This window comes from Janthinobacterium sp. SUN211 (assembly GCF_030587315.1).
GTDB classification, from domain to species: Bacteria; Pseudomonadota; Gammaproteobacteria; order Burkholderiales; family Burkholderiaceae_D; genus Janthinobacterium; species Janthinobacterium kumbetense.
The window spans coordinates 224964-243651 of the sequence record NZ_JAPWIC010000009.1 but is presented as its reverse complement, the minus strand read 5'-3'; the positions used below and the strand labels follow the sequence as shown (position 1 = coordinate 243651).

Annotated in this window: 18 protein-coding genes; 6 read left to right on the top strand and 12 right to left on the bottom strand. The window is 64.1% G+C overall.

What is annotated here, in order from left to right:
• Positions 1-37: 37 nt before the first annotated feature.
• The 5 genes from O3301_RS25300 to gatC form a co-directional block, all read right to left on the bottom strand.
• Positions 38-1285 carry a M56 family metallopeptidase gene (locus O3301_RS25300; RefSeq protein ID WP_305057809.1) on the bottom strand — a complete coding sequence of 416 codons (1248 nt, stop codon included), beginning with the start codon at positions 1283-1285 and terminating at the stop codon, positions 38-40.
• The gene (locus O3301_RS25295; protein WP_289919746.1) at positions 1282-1665 is read right to left on the bottom strand and encodes a BlaI/MecI/CopY family transcriptional regulator; all 384 of its coding nucleotides are present in this window, start codon (positions 1663-1665) and stop codon (positions 1282-1284) included. The genes O3301_RS25300 and O3301_RS25295 overlap by 4 nt, the downstream gene beginning before the upstream one ends.
• Before the next feature lie 197 nt (positions 1666-1862).
• Positions 1863-3338, bottom strand: coding sequence for an Asp-tRNA(Asn)/Glu-tRNA(Gln) amidotransferase subunit GatB (gene gatB, locus O3301_RS25290; RefSeq protein WP_305057824.1), 1476 nt, complete (start codon positions 3336-3338; stop codon positions 1863-1865).
• Positions 3339-3375: 37 nt separating this feature from the next.
• The gene (gene gatA, locus O3301_RS25285; RefSeq protein WP_289906759.1) at positions 3376-4860 is read right to left on the bottom strand and encodes an Asp-tRNA(Asn)/Glu-tRNA(Gln) amidotransferase subunit GatA; all 1485 of its coding nucleotides are present in this window, start codon (positions 4858-4860) and stop codon (positions 3376-3378) included.
• 53 nt (positions 4861-4913) lie between these two features.
• Positions 4914-5216, bottom strand: a complete 303-nt coding sequence (gene gatC, locus O3301_RS25280; RefSeq protein WP_077399414.1) for an Asp-tRNA(Asn)/Glu-tRNA(Gln) amidotransferase subunit GatC — start codon at positions 5214-5216, stop codon at positions 4914-4916.
• A gap of 350 nt (positions 5217-5566) precedes the next feature.
• Here gatC and O3301_RS25275 point away from each other — a divergent pair, with 350 nt between their 5' ends.
• The 6 genes from O3301_RS25275 (at position 5567) to O3301_RS25250 (ending at position 12464) form a co-directional block, all read left to right on the top strand.
• Positions 5567-6610, top strand: coding sequence for a rod shape-determining protein (locus O3301_RS25275; protein WP_010393186.1), 1044 nt, complete (start codon positions 5567-5569; stop codon positions 6608-6610).
• A 109-nt stretch (positions 6611-6719) separates the two neighbouring features.
• On the top strand, positions 6720-7793 hold the full coding sequence (mreC, locus tag O3301_RS25270) for a rod shape-determining protein MreC (protein WP_289919740.1): 1074 nt from the start codon (positions 6720-6722) through the stop codon (positions 7791-7793).
• Entirely contained in the window at positions 7790-8302 is a 513-nt protein-coding gene (gene mreD, locus O3301_RS25265) for a rod shape-determining protein MreD (RefSeq protein ID WP_077399420.1), read from the top strand. Before mreC ends, mreD begins: the two co-directional genes overlap by 4 nt.
• A gap of 12 nt (positions 8303-8314) precedes the next feature.
• Positions 8315-10285 carry a penicillin-binding protein 2 gene (gene mrdA, locus O3301_RS25260; RefSeq protein WP_305057808.1) on the top strand — a complete coding sequence of 657 codons (1971 nt, stop codon included), beginning with the start codon at positions 8315-8317 and terminating at the stop codon, positions 10283-10285.
• Between the two features lie 8 nt (positions 10286-10293).
• Entirely contained in the window at positions 10294-11409 is a 1116-nt protein-coding gene (gene rodA / locus O3301_RS25255; protein WP_077399426.1) for a rod shape-determining protein RodA, read from the top strand.
• A complete protein-coding gene (locus tag O3301_RS25250; protein WP_305057807.1) occupies positions 11409-12464 on the top strand; it encodes a septal ring lytic transglycosylase RlpA family protein in 1056 nt (351 codons plus the stop codon). Before rodA ends, O3301_RS25250 begins: the two co-directional genes overlap by 1 nt.
• Here the strand turns inward: O3301_RS25250 and O3301_RS25245 are convergent, their stop codons facing one another.
• Genes O3301_RS25245 through argS form a run of 7 tightly spaced genes read right to left on the bottom strand, consistent with a single transcriptional unit; the run spans position 12465 to position 18657 of the window.
• Positions 12465-13169, bottom strand: a complete 705-nt coding sequence (locus O3301_RS25245) for an SPOR domain-containing protein (protein WP_305057806.1) — start codon at positions 13167-13169, stop codon at positions 12465-12467.
• Positions 13163-13921 (bottom strand): type III pantothenate kinase, encoded by a 759-nt coding sequence (locus O3301_RS25240; RefSeq protein WP_305057805.1) that lies wholly within the window; start codon positions 13919-13921, stop codon positions 13163-13165. Before O3301_RS25240 ends, O3301_RS25245 begins: the two co-directional genes overlap by 7 nt.
• A gap of 4 nt (positions 13922-13925) precedes the next feature.
• A complete protein-coding gene (locus O3301_RS25235; RefSeq protein ID WP_305057804.1) occupies positions 13926-14720 on the bottom strand; it encodes a biotin--[acetyl-CoA-carboxylase] ligase in 795 nt (264 codons plus the stop codon).
• Positions 14721-14730: 10 nt separating this feature from the next.
• Complete coding sequence (locus O3301_RS25230) at positions 14731-15492, bottom strand: SDR family oxidoreductase (protein WP_305057803.1); 762 nt, start codon at positions 15490-15492, stop codon at positions 14731-14733.
• A 37-nt stretch (positions 15493-15529) separates the two neighbouring features.
• Entirely contained in the window at positions 15530-16201 is a 672-nt protein-coding gene (locus O3301_RS25225; RefSeq protein WP_305057802.1) for a thiol:disulfide interchange protein DsbA/DsbL, read from the bottom strand.
• Between the two features lie 9 nt (positions 16202-16210).
• Positions 16211-16927 (bottom strand): SPOR domain-containing protein, encoded by a 717-nt coding sequence (locus tag O3301_RS25220; protein WP_289906768.1) that lies wholly within the window; start codon positions 16925-16927, stop codon positions 16211-16213.
• Between the two features lie 20 nt (positions 16928-16947).
• The gene (argS, locus tag O3301_RS25215; protein WP_289919722.1) at positions 16948-18657 is read right to left on the bottom strand and encodes an arginine--tRNA ligase; all 1710 of its coding nucleotides are present in this window, start codon (positions 18655-18657) and stop codon (positions 16948-16950) included.
• Positions 18658-18688 lie beyond the last annotated feature (31 nt).

Here is an 18688-nt window from a genome sequence, read left to right as displayed (position 1 = left end):
GCTGCAACAATGTCGCTGCGATGCCGCCGCTACTGCATTAGTTCAGGCTCCAGACATATTGCACCTTGACGCTGGCGCTGACTGGCTTGCCGCCAGCGAGGGCCGGCTTGAACGTGCACTTGGCGATGCCGCTGCGCGCCGCCTCGTCGAGGGCCGGATGGCCGCTGCTTTTGACCACGCTCGACCCGTGGACCTTGCCGGTGGCATCGACATCGAAGGACATATTGACCGTGCCCTCTTCCTTCGCCTGCAGCGATGCGGCCGGGTAGGCCGGTTTGCCGCAGACGCCAAAGTCGATGACGGGGCGGCGCTCCAGCACGGGCGCGCTGTCGGCGGCGACGGCCTGGCCGTAGATGCCGAGGCAGGCGCCGGCCAGTGCCAGCAGCGGTATGGCCGCTTTCCAGTTCAGGGTTTGTGGTGCAGGGCGCAGCAGTCGTGTGATACGTGACATAAGATCTCCTCCGTTGGCCGCCTGGGCCAGGTGGTGGGTTGAGAACTGGAGACGTTCCAGTTCCGAGAGTGCAAGAGCCAGACGCCGCGGTTCGCCCAGTTGTCTTGCTGCGAAATCATCTGCAATGTGTTCGCGTTCGAGGCGCACGCCGCGTGAAATCCACCAGACAGCAGGGTGGAAGAACAGCAGCGCCTCGATGGCGTTTTGCAGCAGGTTGAGCAGATAATCGTGGCGCCGGATGTGCGCCAGTTCATGCGCCAGCAGCGCGTCGAGCAGGTGCGGCGGCATGCCGGTGATCAGCGCCGCCGGCACCAGCACCATGGGGCGCCAGATGCCGGCCGTGAGGGGGCTGGCAATGTCGTCGAGCACGCGCAGGCGCACGGGCCGCGTCACGCCGGCATCTTGCGCCATGCCGGACAAGCGCGTTTGCCAGAGGGTGTGCGTGGCCTCGTCTTTGCGGGCGCTGCGTGCTATCCACAGCATGCCCAGTGCCATGCGCAGGGCCAGCATGGCGGCGCACAGCGCCCACACGCCGACGATGGCGCGCAGCAGCAGGTCCAGGTCGGGCAAGCTGTCGGGCGCCAGCAGGGCGGCCGGCAGCAAGGTGCTGGAAAACAGGACGCCCGTGGCATCGCCGCCGGCCAGGCGCAGATACAAGCCCGCCGCCGGCCAGGCCAGGCAGGCCAGCAGGGCGCCGCAGCCGACGGCATAGCGCGCCTCGGGACGCGCATTGCGCAGGACGGCCCGCGCCAGCGCCGTGGCGCAGCCGATCAGCAAGCCTTGCCACAGGAAGTGCAGCAGGGTCCAGCCCAGGGCCGGCACGAAGGCGCTCATGATTGATCGTCCTTGAGCATTTTTTCGATCTCTGCGCGTTCGGCGCGCGACACGCCCGTGCGCAGGGCCGCCAGCACCAGCGCCTTGGCCGAACCGGCAAAGGCTTTCTGCATCAATTCCTTGAGCAGGTTCGTCTGCAGGCTGTCCTGCGCCTGCGCCGGCGCATACACGTGCGAACGCTGGCTTTCGTCGCGGATCAGCAAGCCCTTGCCATGCATGATCTGCATCAGGCGCAGCACGGTACCGTAGGTGATGGCCGGCTTGGCCAGCGCCATCGCCTCGTGCACCTGCTTGGCCGTGGCGGCGCCCAGCGGCCACAGTGCCTGCAGCAGATCGAGTTCGGCTGCCGTCGGTTTCGGGATGTCGTGCGTCTTGGCCATGCTGTTTTCCTCTTGCCTGAAATTCAATAAGGCTAGAGTAATCGTTGTAGACAAAAATGTATACTTTAATTTTCAATGCCGCATAAACGCTTGTCAGGCATGCTGGAAAATATAGACAAGCTTGTTTAGAAATGAGCCGGGCAGGCAAAAAAAAAGACGCCGCAGCGTCTTTTTTTTTGGGGGCGTACGGAGGAGAATTATCCCGCCAGCTTGGCCTTCAGCAATTCCGTCAGCTGGGCTGGATTGGCCTTGCCTTTCGACGCTTTCATGGCCTGGCCGATCAGCGAGTTGATGGCCGCTTCCTTGCCGGCGCGGTACTGTTCCACCGACTTGGCGTTGGCCGCCAGTACTTCATCGACGATGGCTTCCAGTGCGCCCGTGTCCGAGATCTGCTTCAGACCCTTGGCGTCGATGATGGTGTCGACCAGGTTCTCGTCGCTGGACTTGGCTTCCCACATGCCGGCGAAGACTTCCTTTGCCGCCTTGTTCGAGATCGTGCCGTCGGCAATGCGCTTGAGCATGGCGGCCAGCTGCGCGGCGGAGACGGGGGCGTCGTCCAGGTCCACGCCTTCGCGGTTCAGGGTCGACGACACGTCGCCCATCAGCCAGTTGGCGGCGGCCTTGGCGTTTTCCTTGCCGGCCTTGTCGACCACGGCGACGAAGTAGGTGGCCATGGCTTTCGATTGCGTCAGCACCAGCGCGTCGTATTCCGGCAGCGCGTACTCGCTGATGAAACGGGCGCGCATGGCAGCCGGCAGTTCCGGCATCGAGGCCTTGACCGTGTCGATCCACGCTTGCGAGATGACCAGCGGCGGCAGGTCAGGGTCCGGGAAGTAGCGGTAATCCTGCGCGTCTTCCTTGCTGCGCATTTCGCGCGTTTCCTTGCGGTCCGGATCGTACAGACGCGTCGCCTGCACGACCTTGCCGCCTTCTTCGATCAGTTCGATCTGGCGGCGCACTTCCACGTGCACGGCTTCCTCGATGAAGCGGAAGGAGTTCAGGTTCTTGATTTCGCAGCGCGTGCCGAATTCCTTCTGGCCGACGGGGCGCACGGAAACGTTGACGTCGCAGCGGAACGAGCCTTCCTGCATGTTGCCGTCGCAAACGCCCAGCCACATGACCAGCGAGTGCAGCGCCTTGGCATAGGCCACGGCTTCGGCGGCGCTGCGGATTTCCGGTTCCGAGACGATTTCCAGCAGCGGCGTGCCGGCGCGGTTCAAGTCGATGCCGCTCATGCCTGCGTAGTCTTCGTGCAGCGATTTGCCCGCGTCTTCTTCCAGGTGGGCGCGCGTCAGGTTCACCGTCTTGGTGACGAATTCGCCATCCTTTTCATAGCCGAAGGTCAGGGCGCCACCGATGACGACGGGGTCTTCGAATTGGCTGATCTGGTAACCCTTGGGCGAATCGGGATAAAAATAGTTTTTGCGCGCGAAGACCGAGTGCGGCGCGACGGTGGCGCCGACGGCCAGGCCGAAGCGGATGGCGCGGTCGACGGCTTGCTTGTTCATGACCGGCAGCACGCCTGGCAGCGCCAGGTCGACGGGGCTCGCTTGCGTGTTGGCTTCGGCGCCGTACTTGATCGGCGAACCGCTGAAAATTTTGGATTCGGTCGTGAGCTGCACGTGGTTCTCAAGACCGATGACGACTTCCCATTGCATAGTGTTCTCGCTTATTTTTTGGTGGCGCCGCCTGGGCGGCGCGAATTATTTCTTAAATGCCTGCCGGGCTGCGCGTATGCCAGTCCGTCACTTGCTGGAACTGGTGGGCGATATTGAGCAGCTTGGCTTCGCCAAAGTAATTGCCGATGATTTGCAGGCCGACGGGGCGCTTGGCGTTCTTTTCGCCCTCGCCGAAACCGCACGGGATCGACATGCCGGGCAGGCCGGCCAGGCTGGTCGACAGGGTGTAGATGTCGGCCAGGTAGTTCGCCACCGGGTCGTCCGTCTTGTCGCCCAGGTCCCAGGCGACGGTCGGCGCGACGGGGCCCATGATGACGTCGCAGACGGCGTTCGGGCCATTGAGCACGGCGTCGAAATCCTGCGCGATCAGGCGGCGGATCTTTTGCGCCTTCAGGTAGTAGGCGTCGTAGTAGCCGTGGCACAGCACATAGGTGCCGACCATGATGCGGCGCTGTACTTCGGGGCCGAAGCCCTGCGCGCGCGACTTCTTGTACATGTCCTGCAAGTCCTTGTACTCGGTAGCGCGGTGGCCGTAGCGCACGCCGTCATAGCGCGACAGGTTCGACGACGCTTCGGCCGGCGCGATCATGTAATAGGCGGGAATCGACAGGGCGGTGTTCGGCAGGGAGATGTCGACCAGGGTGGCGCCCAGCTTTTCATACTGCGCCAGCGCGCCGCGCACGGCCGCTTCCACGTCCTTGGCCAGGCCTTCGCCGAAGTACTCGCGCGGCACGCCGATGCGCAAGCCCGTCAGCGGCTGGCCCAGTTCACGCGAAAAATCTTCCGCCACGCCGCCCTGTTCCGGCGACAGGCTGGTCGAGTCGCGTTCGTCGAAGCCGGCCATGGCGCTCAAGAGCAGGGCGCAGTCTTCGGCCGAACGGGCCATCGGGCCGCCCTGGTCCAGCGACGAGGCAAAGGCGATCATGCCGAAGCGCGAGACGCGGCCATACGTCGGCTTGATGCCGGTGATGCCGCAAAAGGCGGCAGGCTGCCGGATCGAGCCGCCCGTGTCGGTGCCGGTGGCGGCCGGCGTCAGGCCAGCCGCCACGGCGGCGGCCGAGCCGCCGGACGAGCCGCCTGGTACCGCCGTCTTGTCCCACGGGTTCTGCACGGCGCCGAAGGCCGAGTTCTCGTTGCCGGAGCCCATGGCGAATTCATCGCAATTGACCTTGCCCAGGGTGACCATGCCGGCGGCCTGGAATTTCTCCACCACGGTGGCGTCAAACGGGCTGGCGTAGTCGGCCAGCATTTTCGAGCCGGCCGTCGTGCGCCAGCCTTTCGTGACGAACAAATCCTTGTGCGCGATCGGCACGCCCGTCAAGGGCGTGGCCGTGCCCGCGGCGATGCGCGCGTCGGCCTCGGCAGCTTGCGCCAGGGTCAGGGCACGGTCGACGTGCAGGAAGGCGTTCGAGGTGTCCGCTTCGATGCGGTCGAGGAAATGCGTCGCCAGTGCAACGGCGGAAATTTCCTTGTTCTGCAAAAGCGTGGACAGCTGTTTGATGGATTTTGTATGCATGGCGTTTCTATTTTGATATTCGGCAAAAAGGCGGGAACAGCGCTACGGCGTGTTTACTCGATGACCTTGGGCACGAGGTACAGGCCATCCTGTACCTTCGGCGCCACGGCCTGGTAGGCATCGCGGCGGTTCTGTTCCGTGGCGATATCGTCGCGCAGGCGCAGGGCGATATTGTCCATGTGGGCGGCCAGCGGGTGGCTCAGGGGCGCCACGCCATCGGTATTGACGGCTTGCATTTGTTCCGCGAGTGCAAAAATCTTGTTCAATTGGGCCAAAGACGTGACGGCCTGGTCGTCGGCCATTTCAAGTTGGGCCAGGTGGGCGATGCGTTTTACGTCGGAGAGTGTCAGGGACATGGCGAATGGCGCGGAGTGCCGCGCATTAGTATTAAGTTGGCGTTTTGATAAAACGCGGGTATTTACTGCTATTTTGCTCACAAAAATCGAGGAATGCCGCGTAACTCGCGGCTGCAAGAGTCGCACTTTTCCATGGTTTTTGAGCAAATCGCATTCAAATTATAAGGTAGAATGGCGGGTTAATGCGTTGCCGGCGCTGATGGACTGCTGCCGCAGCATAGAAAAGATTGCGCAAGCGCCAAGCGAAACCCGGAAAAATCGCCTTTTGGATTTTCAGGGTGCCTGAAAGCGCCCGCTTTGAAACTCCCCATAAACAGCTTTTGCGCAGCTCGATGCGCTACAGGACACTCATGTTTGGTTTTTTACGCAGGTATATCTCCACCGATCTGGCCATTGACTTGGGCACGGCCAACACCCTTATTTATGTACGCGGCCTCGGTATCGTCCTGGACGAGCCATCCGTCGTCGCCATCCGCCAGGAAGGCGGTCCGAATGGCAAGAAGACCATTCAGGCAGTCGGCAAGGAAGCCAAGCAGATGCTGGGCAAGGTGCCGGGCAATATCGAAGCGATTCGTCCGATGAAAGATGGCGTGATCGCCGACTTCACCGTCACCGAACAGATGCTCAAGCAATTCATCCGCATGGTGCACGACTCGAAATTCTTCCGTCCATCGCCGCGCATCATCATTTGCGTGCCGTGCGGTTCGACCCAGGTCGAACGCCGCGCCATCCGCGAATCGGCCCTGGGTGCCGGCGCCTCGCAGGTGTACCTGATCGAAGAACCGATGGCAGCGGCCATCGGCGCGGGCTTGCCCGTGTCCGAAGCAACGGGCTCGATGGTGGTCGACATCGGCGGCGGCACCACCGAAGTGGGCATCATTTCGCTGGGCGGCATGGTCTACAAGGGTTCCGTGCGCGTCGGCGGCGACAAGTTCGATGAAGCCATCGTCAACTACATCCGCCGCAACTACGGCATGCTGATCGGCGAACAGACGGCTGAAGCCATCAAGAAGGCCATCGGTTCGGCCTTCCCTGGTTCGGAAGTGAAGGAAATGGAAGTCAAGGGCCGCAACCTGTCCGAAGGCATCCCGCGCTCGTTCACCATCTCCAGCAACGAGATCCTCGAAGCGCTGACCGATCCGCTGAACAACATCGTCTCGGCCGTGAAGAACGCGCTGGAACAGACGCCGCCGGAACTGGGCGCCGACATCGCCGAAAAAGGCATGATGCTGACGGGCGGCGGCGCACTGCTGCGCGACCTGGACCGCCTGCTGATGGAGGAAACCGGCCTGCCGGTGCTGGTGGCCGAGGACCCGCTCACCTGCGTGGTGCGCGGTTCCGGGATGGCACTGGAACGTATGGACAAGCTCGGCTCGATCTTCTCCTACGAATAATCTGACAGAAGGGCCGGAAACCAACTCCGGCCTTTTTTTGGTTTTGGCGCCGGCGTCTGACCGGGGCCTGCACGTTGGCGCACTGCGCCTGGCCTGATTATTGGAAGTCATGGAATACAGTCCTCCGCCACTTTTCAAACAAGGCGCCTCCGCCCGCGTCAAGATGATGGTGTTCGCCGGCATTTCAATCGCCCTGCTGCTGGTCGATTCGCGCATGCACGCGCTGACGGCCGTGCGCCAGGCCGTCGGCACCGTGCTGTATCCGGTGCAGATGGCGGCCCTGGTGCCGCGCGATGTGGCGCTTGGCGTCGGCAATTACTTTTCTTCGCTGTCCGCCCTGGAAAAACAGGTGCGCGACCTGAAACACGAGCAAATCGCCTCGGCGCAGATCCTGCAGCAGGCGCAGCTCAATATCGTTGAAAACAACCACCTGCGCAAATTGATGGAAGCGCGCGAGCGCGTTCCCGTCAAGACCATGATGGCCGAAGTCCTGTATGACACGCGCGATTCGGCCACGCGCAAGATCGTGCTCGATCGCGGTATCCAGCATGGCGTGGAACTGGGCCGTCCCGTGATCGACAACCTCGGCGTGGTGGGGCAAGTCACGCGCGTGTTCCCGTTCACCTCCGAAGTGACCCTGCTGACCGATGAAGAGCAAGCCATTCCCGTGCAACTGCTGCGCAATGGTGTGCGCAGCGTGGCCATCGGCCGTGGCAAGTCCGGCACCATGGAGCTGCGCTTCACGGCCCCCAGCGCCGACATCCAGATCGGCGACATCGTCATTACCTCGGGCCTCGACGGCCTGTACCCGGCCGGCCTGGCCGTGGCGCGCGTGACCCTGGTCGAGCGCAATGCGCATGGCCCGTTCGGCCGCGTCGTGTGCCAGCCGCTGGCCGGCATCGAGCGCAACACCCAGCTGCTCATCTTGATGACGTCGCCGGACATTCCACCGCGTCCGCCCGCCGAAGAAGTCAAGACGGGCCGCAAGATCGCCGGCAAGATGGCGCCGATCAAGGACCCTGCCAAGGAGCCTGCGGCTGCCGCTGCGACACCACCTGCCGCCAATACGGCCGCAGTGCCGGCCGCGAAACCGCCTGCGAGTCCTGCGCCGAAACCGGCGGCGCCTGCCGCAACACCTGTACCAACACCTGCCGCCGTGCCACCGAAGGAAGCGACACGATGAACCGCCCGCATTACATCCTGCTGCCGGTCAGCCCCCTGTTCATCGGTTTTTCCCTGCTGTGCGCTTTTTTGCTGAACCTGCTGCCGTGGGGGCAGTTCGTCGGCGTGCCCGATTTCGTCGCCCTGGTGCTGGTCTTCTGGGGCATCCACCAGCCGCGCAAGGTCGGTATCGGCGTGGCGTTCTTCATGGGCCTGATGATGGACGTGCACGATTCGACCCTGCTGGGCGAGAATGCGCTGGCCTACACCTTGCTGTCCTACTTTGCCATCATGATGCACCGCCGCGTGCTGTGGTTCCCCATCCTGACGCAGGCGCTGCACGTGCTGCCGCTGCTGCTGCTGACGCAGGCGCTGCAATTGCTGACGCGGCTGATCGTCTCGGGCCGCTTCCCCGGCTGGCTCAATTTCATCGAGAGCTTCGTCGCCGTGGCCCTGTGGCCCCTCGTCACGTGGATCCTGCTGGCGCCGCAGCGCCGCGCCGTGGACCGTGACCACAACCGGCCGATTTGACGGGCGCCTGCCATGACTGAACTGAAAAACACCGAGCGCGAACTGCATTTTTTCCGCATGCGCCTGACCATCCTGGGCGGGCTCGTCTTCGTCTGCTTTTCGCTGCTGCTGGCGCGCTTCATCTGGCTGCAGGTGATCAAGCACGAGGACTATGCGACCAAGGCCGAAGACAACCGCATCGCCGTGGTGCCCATCGTGCCCACGCGCGGCCTGATCCTCGACCGCAACGGCGTGGTATTGGCGCGCAATTACTCGGCCTATACGCTGGAAATCACGCCATCGAAATTGAGCGCCAGTCTCGATTCCGTGATCGACGAGCTGTCGACCCTGGTGCAGATCGACATCAAGGACCGCCGCCGCTTCAAGAAGCTGCTGGAAGAATCGAAGAACTTCGTCAGCGTGCCTCTGCGCACGCGCCTGACGGACGAGGAAGTGGCGCGCTTCACGGCGCAGCGTTTCCGCTTCCCAGGCGTCGAGGTGCAGGCGCGCCTGTTCCGCCAGTATCCGATGGGCGAAATCGCTTCGCACGTGGTGGGCTTCATCGGCCGCATCAACCGCAATGAAGCCAAGGCGCTGGAAGAGGGCGAGGACGCGGCCAACTACAACGGCACCGACCATATCGGCAAGGAAGGCCTGGAAAAAAGCTACGAGAAACAGCTGCATGGCACCACCGGCTATGAAGAGGTGGAAGTGTCGGCCGGCGGGCGCGCCATGCGCACCCTGTCGCGCACTGCGGCCACCCCAGGCAACAACCTGATCCTGTCGATCGACATCGAACTGCAAAAAGTGGTCGAGGAAGCGTTCGGCGAATGGCGCGGCGCGGCCGTGGCCATCGACCCGGCCACGGGCGACATCCTCGCCTACGTCTCCAAGCCAGGCTATGACCCCAACCTGTTCGTCGACGGCATCGACCAGCAAAGCTGGAATGAGCTCAATACCTCGCTGGACCGGCCGATGGTCAACCGCCCCCTGTCCGGCACCTACGCGCCCGGCTCGACCTTCAAGCCCTTCATGGCGCTGGCCGCGCTGGAATTGGGCAAGCGCACGCCGAGCCAGTCGATTTCCGATCCCGGTTTCTTCATCCTCGGCGGGCATACCTTCCGCGACGATAAGGTGGGCGGCCATGGCACGGTGGACATGCACAAGTCCATCGTCGTCTCGTGCAACACCTATTACTATCAGCTGGGCCGCGACATGGGCATCGACGCCATCCACGACTTCATGAAGCCGTTCGGTTTCGGCCAGTTGACGGGCATCGACCTGAATAACGAAAAGACGGGCGTGCTGCCGTCGACGGAATGGAAGCGCAATCGCTTCAAGACGCCGCAGCAGAAAAAATGGGTGGGCGGCGACACGATTTCGGTGAGTAACGGCTCCGGCTACAACTCGTATACGCCGCTGCAGATCGCCCACGCGACGGCCAACCTGGCCAATAACGGCGTGGTGATGAAACCGCATCTGGTGAAGATCATCGAAGACGCCGCCACGCGCGCGCGCACCCTGACGGTGCCGAAGGAAAGCTACCGCATCGCGCTCAAGCAGGAAAACATCGACATCATCAAGCGCGCCATGGTGGGCGTGACCAGCGAGCAAGGCGGCACGGCCGCACGCATCTTCACCGGCGTGCAGTACACGGTGGGTGGCAAGACGGGTACGGCGCAGGTGGTGGGCATCAAGAAAAACGAGAAGTACAATGCCAAGCTGCTGGCCGAACGCCTGCGCGACAACGCCTTGTTTACGGCCTTCGCGCCGGCCGACAAGCCGCGCATCGCGATTGCCATCGTGGTGGAAAACGCCGGCTTCGGCGCCGGCGTGGCCGCGCCGATCGCGCGCAAGGCGCTCGACTACTACCTGCTGGGCAAGCGCCCAAGCGACAAGGAAAAGGACACCACCAAGGTGCCCAAGGAAGATGTCGACGAAGTGCGCACCCTGGAAGAAATCACTGACGAGCAGGCCGCCCCGGCGGTACCTGCCAGGCAATAAGGAAGCACATGCCCATTAACGAGAGGCGCTCGCTGTGGCGGCGCGCCAAACCCTATCTGGCGGTGTTCGATCCGCCGCTGATGATCATCATCCTTATGCTGCTCAGCACCAGCCTGCTGACCCTGTATTCGGCCAGCATCGGCATCCCCGGCAAGATCGAAGACCATTTGCGCAATATCCTGCTGTGCTTTTTCGTCATGTGGGTGGCGGCCAACGTCACGCCGCAGATGATGATGCGCATCGCCGTACCCGCCTATACGGTGTCGGTGATCTTGCTGGTGGCAGTGGCGCTGTTCGGCACCATCAAGCTCGGTGCGCGGCGCTGGCTGCATATCGGCGTGATCGACATCCAGCCGTCCGAATTCTTGAAGATCGCCACGCCGCTGATGCTGGCCTGGTTCTTCCAGCACAATGCGGGCGCCCTGCGCTGGAAATCGTTCGTGATGGCGGCCGTGCTGTTGCTGGCGCCCGTCTACCTGATCGCGCGCCAGCCCGACCTGGGCACCGCGCTGCTGGTGGTGGCGGCCGGCTTTACCGTCATCTTCCTGGCAGGTTTGTCGTGGAAGGTGCTGGCCGGCTTGCTGATCACTTTTGTTTCCTGCCTGCCGATCGCCTGGTCGCACCTGCATGATTACCAGCGCGACCGCGTGATGATGCTGATCGACCCGACCAAGGACCCGCTGGGCAAGGGTTTCCATATCATCCAGTCCATCATCGCCATCGGTTCCGGCGGCATGACGGGCAAGGGCTGGACACACGGCACGCAAGCCCACCTGGAGTTTGTTCCGGAACGCACGACCGATTTTATTTTTGCCGTATATTCCGAGGAATTCGGCCTGGTCGGTAACTTGATCCTGATGCTGATGTATTTGCTGCTGGTGGGACGGGGGCTGATGATCGCCGCCAACGCCCCCAGTTTTTTCACTCGCCTGCTGGCAGGAGCGATCACTATGATTTTCTTTACTTACGCCTTCGTCAACATGGGCATGGTCAGCGGCATCGTGCCGGTGGTCGGCGTCCCCTTGCCATTCCTCAGCTATGGCGGCACCGCGCTGCTGACCCTGGGCGTGGCCACCGGTATCCTGATGAGCATTCAGCGCCACCGCAAGTTGGTGCAGACTTGATGCGCGCGCCTTTCGATACCTTCGCCATGCGCGGGCCGAATGTTGCCACACTGCTGACGGTCTTGCTGACCCTGGCCGCCTGTGGCACGACGCCGCAAAAGCCCGCATCGAATAACGTGCCGCTGCCATCCGGCGGCAAGGTCAAGTCCCCTGTGCGCCAGGATCCCACCTTGCCTGCGCTGCCGGCGGCCGGCTCCGGGCGTGGCGGCTACTACAAGGACGATGGCCCGGGCGATAATCCGCCGGCCAACCTGCGCGACGTGCCCGATGCGGAAGTGCGCAACGAGCCGTATTCCACGCGCTCGAACCGTCCGTATGTCGTCTTCGGCAAGACCTACACGCCGATCACCGACAACGAACCGTTCAAGCAGAAGGGCACGGGCACCTGGTATGGCAAGAAATTCCATGGCCAGCGCACCTCGTCCGGTGAAATCTACGATATGTACAAGATGACGGCGGCCCATCCCACCTTGCCGATTCCATCGTATGCGCGCGTGACGAGCATCGACAGCGGCGAACAGGTGATCGTGCGCATCAACGACCGTGGGCCGTTCCACGCCACGCGCGTGATCGACGTGTCCTACACGGCGGCGCTGAAGCTGGGTTTCCTGGGCAAGGGCAGCCACCAGGTGGTCGTCGAACGGCTGCTGCCGGCCGATATCGACGCCATCCTGGCGGCCCGTGCGGCGCCCAAGCCGGTGCCTTCCGTGGTGGCCATCTCCATCGACACGCCCGTGGAAACGGGCGCCGTGGTGCAGCCTGAAGTGTCGACGCAGATGCTGCCCGTCGATGCGACGGTGGCCATGCCGGCCCCGGCGGCGCTGGCCAGCGGCTTCTATTTGCAGTTGGGCGCCTACTCGCGCGCCGACAATGCGGAATCGGGACGTTCGCACCTGGCGCCATACGCGGCAGCTCTCGGTACCCTGGGCGTGGTGCAGGCCGGTAACCTGTTCCGCCTGTACGGCGGACCATTCTCCAGCCGCGCCGAAGCGGCACGCGCGGCGGCGAATTTGCCGGAATCGACGGGTATCAAGCCGATCGTGATTCAACGATAGTTATTTACAACTACGCAGTTCCTGCTCCGGGAACTGCGCCTTGATTTTCTCCAGACGTGCGCGCGTGGCGGCGTCGAGGTCGCGGAACTGGTAAGCCATCTGCTTGCTGGCGCTGTAGCGCGGTGCGACGCGGGCGCTGTGCACGCCCTGTTTGTTGAGCGATGCCAGCTGGCTTTGCGCGCTGGTTTCCGACTTGAACACACCCAGTGAAATGCCCCAGCGTAGCGGGCTGCTTTCATTCATGATGAAGTAATTCGTCACGCCCAGCTGCTTCAATTCGCCCGCCTTGCGGTCGGCGCCTTCCTTGCTGCCCTGCGGCGGGATGTACACCATGTAGCTGGAAATCTCCTGGCCGGCCACGTTGCGGCGCGACTGGCGGTCGCCCAGGTCCAGCGACGCCACTTGCGCTTCGAAGCGGCGCCCGTCAGCCAGCAGGAAATTTCCCACTTCCGTACAGGCATACGATAGCGGTGGCGGTGGCGCCGGTGCGGCCGCCGCCGGCGTCACTGCCTCTTCGGCGGCAGGCGGTGCGGCGGGCGCCATGGCTTGCTCCTGCGTCAGCAAGGCGAGCTTGGTCGCCTGCAGCTGGTTTTTCAGGCGCGCCGGCTCGCGTGTCTCCGTGCGAAAACTGCCCAGATAACCCTGGCCGATGGCCAGTACCAGCAGGTTGACGCCGGCCAGCAGCCAGAAGACGAATTTCAGCATGAGTGGTTTCCTTGTGTTCCTGCAGCCCCGGCGCGCGCGGCCGCCTGCAGGCCGAGCATGACGATATTGTCGACCAGGTGCAGCGGCACCGCCAGCGCCAGGGCCGGTGCGATGCGTGATGCAGCGCCGCCCGACAGCAGGCAGGCGCCGGCGCCGTGCATGCGCACGGCCCGTTCGATGGCGCCCGCCTGGGCCGCCAGGCAGCCGGAGAGGATGGCGTCATCCGTGTTGTCGGCAAAGCCGGCCGGCAGCAGGGCGTCGCTGGCGATCTGCGGCAGCTGCGCCGTGTTGCGCGCCAGCGAGCTGGCCATCAGTCCCAGTCCCGGCAAGATCATCCCGCCGAGGAAAATGCCATCGGCCGTGATGGCGTCGATGGTGGTGGCGGTGCCGCAATTGGCGACGATGACGGCCTGGCCAGGCGCCAGCGCGTGCGCGCCGATGGCGGCGGCAAAACGGTCGCAGCCCAGTTGCGACGGCGCGCGATAGCCGTTCGTCAGTCCCGCCAGCTGCGGCAGCGAGACAAAGTCGCGGGCAACGACCGGCAGCATGGCGCGCAGGTGCGTGCCGATGACGGCGCCTGCCACGTTCGACAGCAGTGCCTCGCTGATGGCGAGTGATGCCCACTGCGCGGCCAGGGTGTCGATCTGCGCATGCGTGACGGCGCCGCTGGCCAGCCAGCCGCCGGCGGCGCTGTCGGCGGCCACGAGCGCCCATTTGATGCGTGTATTGCCGGCGTCGATCAGCAGCAGCATGCGCTTACTCCCCCGTCAGGCGCAAGGACACGTCGCCGGACATGATGTGCTGCAAGCCGTCCTCGCCGCGCAGCAGCAGCCGGCCCAGTTCATCCACGCCGGTCGCCACGCCTTGCTGCAGCAGCTGGCCATTGTCGAGGATTTTCACGTGCTGGCCTTGCCAGGCATGCAGTGCGTTCCAGCGTTCCGTGAAGGGAGAAAAGCCCGTGTCGTCGAATTCGGCCAGCACGCCGGCCAGGCGGCTGAGCAGGGCTGCGACCAGGGTATTGCGCTCCATCTGCGCCAGCCAGGGCACGGCCGACACGCTGCGGCCGATCTGCCGTTCCAGCGCGTCGGGCATCAGCAGATTGATGCCGCAGCCGATGACGGCCCACACGCCACCGTCTGGCGTCTGCTGCGTCTCGACGAGGATGCCGGCCAGTTTATGTCCATCCTTGAGCAGGTCGTTTGGCCACTTCAGCTGCACCGGCACGCCCAGCGCTGTCATGGTTTCGGCCAGCGCCACGCCGACGGCCAGCGGCAGGCCGACCAGCCGGTGCAGCGGTCCCTTGAAGCGCCAGGCCAGCGAGAACATCAGGCTGGCGTCCGGTTGCGACACCCACGGTCGCCCGGCGCGTCCCCGTCCGGCCGTCTGCTGGCCGGCGATGCGCAGGGTGGGGCCGGCCAGGGTGGCGCAGCGCGCCAGCAGGTCGGCGTTGGTCGATCCCGTTTCGTCGACCACTTCGATGGCCACGTGGGAGGCGCCTGTGGCGCAATGGGCGGCGATGGCCGCGCTGTTCAGGTCTGAGTGCTTCGTCATGGTGGTCAGTTCAGTTGCGCGCCTTGTGCGGCGCATTCGCGAAGGCCCGGTCGTAGACGGCATTGGGCAGCGCGCGCAGCAGCTTGGCGACGACGCCCATCTGCCACGGGATCACGCGGTAGCTGTCGCCGTCGGCGATGGCGCGCGCGGCGCGCACGGCGAATTTTTCGGCCGGCATCAGGAAAGGCATGCGGTAGGCGTTATGGCGCGTCATGGGCGTGTCGATGTAGCCGGGCGTGATGGTGACAACCTTGATGCCCGCCGGTTTCAATTCCAGGCGCAGCGATTCGCAGTAGCTGATGACGGCCGCCTTCGAGGCGCTGTAGGCTTCGGCGCCGGGCAGGCCGCGGATGCCGGCCACGCTGCCGATGCCCACCAGGCGTCCGCTGCCCTGGCTTTTCATGGTGGCGATGAAGGGGGCGAAGGTGGCGACGGTGGCCGTGACGTTGATGGCCATCAAACGGGCGAAGGCGTCGAGGTCTTCCGCATGTTCGGTCAAGGTGCCGTACGACACGCCGGCGCTGGCGATGACGACGTCGATGCCGCCGGCATGGGCGATGAAGTCGCCGGCCGCGCTTTTCAGGGCGGCGTGGTCGCACACATCGACGGCGTAGGCGCGGTGGCGTTCAGGGTGGGGCAGGGAGGCGATCAGTTGCTGCAGGGTGTCGCCGCGGCGGGCCAGCAAGCCCAGATGGGCGCCCAGGCGCGCGTACTGCAGCGCCAGGGCGGCGCCCAGTCCGCTCGACGCGCCCGTGATGAAAACGCGATGCATCAGGCGATGCCCGGGCGCGCCAGGGAAGTGGCCATGCTTATTTCTTTTCCGCTTTGGCTTTCGCGACCAGCACGTCCATCACGCTGAGCGCCTGGGCGTTCAGCTGCTCTTCGTTCTTGGCCGACTTGCTGCCCTGGTCGGCCTGCGAAGGGGAGGTGATGTAGCGGCCATCGATGGCGATCATGGGCCAGAACGTCACGTTATAACCCTGCATCATGGCGTCCGCGCGGCGCACGCGGGCCGAGACACCCATAGAACGGTAGGTGTCGATAAACTTCTGGCGGTCCACGCCCTGCTTGGCGACGAAGTCGAAGACGGCGTCGTCGGTGTTCAGGCGGTTGCGTTCCACGTGCATGGCGTGGAAGACGCCGGTGTGCAGCTTGTCGACCAGGCCCATGGCTTGCAGGGTGAAGAACAAGCGCTGCTGCGGCGCCACGCTGTCATCGCGCGACACGTGCACGCGCTTGAAGACGATGTTGTCGCCCTGTTTCTTGACCCAGGCCGCCAGCTGCGGTTCGAGCACATTGCAATGGGGGCAGTAATAGGCGAAGAATTCCGTCACTTCGATTTTCTTGCCCGATTCCGTCGCCTGCGGCACGGGCAGGGTTTCGTACTCGACGCCGCTCTTCGGCTCGGCCGGCGAGGCCGACGCCCCCATGGCGGCGGTGAACAGGGCGGCGGCGATCAGGATGTTCTTCAGAAAACGCATGCTGGTTCCTTATTTTTGGTTGCGGACGACGGCGACATCGATGCCGTTTTCAGACAGTTTGGTGCGTGCGCGGTTCATCGCCTCGAGCTGGTTGAACGGCCCGACCCGTACGCGGTGCAGCACGCCGGCATCGGTGCTGCGGTCGCTGATGGCCGCTTCGAAGCCGAGCAGCGCCAGTTTGCCGCGCGTGCTTTCGGCGTCCGACATGTCATGGAAGGCGCCGGCCTGCAGATAATAAATCCATTTGTCGCTGGCTGCATCGGCCTTGGCCTCTTTCGCGTCGGCCTTGGCTTGCGGCGCGGGCGCCGCTGGTGCTGCCGCCGGCGTTTTCGGCGCCGGCTTGTCCTTCAATGTACCGATCAATTCCTGCAGCGCGTCCGGCGGCGGCGCCTTCGGCTGCTGCGCGGTGGCGGGCGCGGGTGCCGGTGCGGCAGGCTGCGTCGGCGTGACGATCTCGCGCGGCTCCTTGGAGAAGTCGCGCGCCGCTTCCTTGGCCGCTTCCTTGTTGCCGTACATCGGCTTGTTCGGGTCGGCGATCTGGCCGGCCGTCGGCTCGGCCGATTTGCCGGCCTTGCCCGACTTGTCGGTGAAGGGCGAGGCGCCCTTGGTGATCACCAGGGCGACCACCACGGCGATGCCCAGGCCGATGACCAGGCCGATGATGATGCCGACCAGGGTATTGCCCTGCTGGCGCCGGGACGAAGAGAAGCGGGAAGCGTGATTCATTGACGGTTTGACCTTCGCGATTACATTTTGTTTGGCGCGGACACGCCGATCAGTGCCAGGCCGTTGCGCAGTACCTGGCGCGCGGCGATGACGAGGGCCAGGCGGGCCAACTTTACGGCTTCGTCCTCGACCAGCACTTTTTCGGCGAAGTAGAAGCTGTGCAGGTTGGCGGCCAGGTCGCGCAGGTAGAAGGCGACTTGGTGCGGTCCCAGTTCGGCTTGCGCGCGCGCCAGCATTTCAGGGTAGGCGGCCAGGGTCGCCAGCAGGGTCGCTTCGGTCGGCGCCGTCAGCGGGGAAAGGTCGACGCTGGCGACCGTGCTTGCATCGCCGCCCCAGTTTTCCAGGATGCGGCAGATGCGCGCATGCGCGTATTGCACGTAATAGACCGGGTTTTCATCGGTGGTTTTCAGCGCCACGTCGACGTCGAAGACGAATTCCGTGTCGGCCTTGCGCGAGATCAGGAAGAAGCGCACGGCGTCGCGGCCCTTGGCGATGTCGCCGCCGCCCGACCATTCGATCAGGTCGCGCACGGTCACGTAGGAGCCGGCGCGCTTCGAAATCTTGACTTCTTCGCCATCCTTCATGACGGTGACCATCTTGTGCAGCACGTAGTCGGGGTAGCCTTGCGGGATGCCCATGTCGACCGCCTGCAGGCCGGCGCGCACGCGCGCGATGGTGCCGTGGTGGTCGCTGCCCTGGATATTGATGGCTTGCACGAAGCCGCGCTGCCATTTCACCAGGTGATACGCGACGTCCGGCACGAAATACGTGTAGGTGCCGTCCGTCTTGCGCATGACGCGGTCCTTGTCGTCGCCGAAGTCGGTGGTGCGCAGCCACAGCGCGCCATCCTGCTCATACGTGTGGCCCGCCTTGATCAGGGTTTCCACCGCGCTGTTGACCTTGCCGTCCGCGTACAGCGACGATTCCAGGTAGTAATTGTCGAACTTCACGCCAAACGCCTGCAAGTCGATGTCCTGCTCGTTGCGCAGGTAGGTGACGGCGAACGGGCGGATCGAATCGATGTCTTCCACGTTACCGTTGGCCGTGGCAGGCTGGCCGTCGCTGGCCGAGACCGTCTTGCCTGCCTTGAAGTCGTTGGCGATATCGGCGATGTAGTCGCCGTTGTAGGCCGACTCGGGCCATTCGGCGTCGCCCGGCTTGAAGCCGCGCGCGCGCGCCTGCACGGAATTGGCCAGGGTCTGGATCTGCACGCCCGCGTCGTTGTAGTAGAACTCGCGCGTCACTTTGTAGCCTTGCGCGTCGAACAGCGAGGACAGGGCGTCGCCCAGGGCTGCCTGGCGGCCGTGGCCCACGTGCAGCGGACCGGTCGGGTTGGCCGAGACGAATTCCAGGATGACTTGCTTGCCGGCGCCTGCCGTGCTGCGGCCATAGCTGTCGGCCTCGCTCAAGATGGTTTTCACCACGGCTTGCTTGGCGGCGGCGGAGACGCGCACGTTGATGAAGCCGGGACCGGCGATTTCCACTGCCTCGACCAGGCCCTTGCCGGCCGGATTGGCCAGCACGGCCGTCACGATGGTTTGCGCCAGTTCGCGGGGATTCTGTTTCAGCTGCTTGGCCAGTTGCATGGCGATATTGCAGGCGACGTCGCCATGCGATGCATCGCGTGGTCGCTCGAGCACTACGCTAGGCGCAAGCGAGGTGCCGGCCAGGACGGGAGCGAGGGCGGCCTGGAACAGGGCGATGATTTCTTGTTTCTGTTGGGCGAGCATGAGCAGGATGGCGGTGGAACCGCGTTAAGAA